This is a genomic window from Gillisia xinjiangensis, assembly GCF_046298265.1.
Taxonomy (GTDB): domain Bacteria; phylum Bacteroidota; class Bacteroidia; order Flavobacteriales; family Flavobacteriaceae; genus Gillisia; species Gillisia xinjiangensis.
In genome coordinates this window covers 1-515 of the sequence record NZ_JBKAHK010000130.1, presented here as the reverse complement: position 1 = coordinate 515, position 515 = coordinate 1, and the positions used below count along the sequence as shown (strand labels likewise).

The 515-nt window shown below is 60.0% G+C and carries 1 protein-coding gene; it reads right to left on the bottom strand.

What is annotated here, in order from left to right:
* Positions 1-430: hypothetical protein (locus ACKGJN_RS16840; protein ID WP_409540727.1), on the bottom strand; the 430-nt coding region annotated here is incomplete at its 3' end.
* Between the last annotated feature and the right edge of the window lie 85 nt (positions 431-515).

Sequence of the window (515 nt, the reverse complement as noted above, 5' to 3'; positions counted from 1 at the left end):
GATCCACCATCGCCGCGAAATCGGCAGATGGGATCAGGTCACCCAGTCTATGGGTCGCTTCGCGCCACAGACCATAGAAAATCGAAACGCCGCGGTCCCACATTTCGATTGTGTGGGTGCGATCGCGCAGCTCGTCGAGCAGAGCGTCATGGAAGACGCAGACCCATGGCCGACACCCGGCAACATGCCCGGACGCATCTTCCGCGCGAATCACCTTGCCGCCTTGAGCGAGCTCCATGGCAAAACCACCCATGGCCCAGACCTCGCCATTCGGTTTCGGTCGCTCCAGCGGCTTTCCGCTCGGCGCGAAGGCACCCGGCGGAATATGGTAACCGCAAGGAAAGTCGATCTGGCTCAGACCCCAGATTTCCTCCGAGGCCGGCGCCGTACCGAGCAACACCCAATGCTGGTTTTCCGGCGTGCGAATCATTTCTGGAACGGTCCTCTCAGGTCGGTGATATAGTTCCGCAGCACGCCGACCGTTTCGTACTCGATTTCAAAGTAGTCTTCGGTGC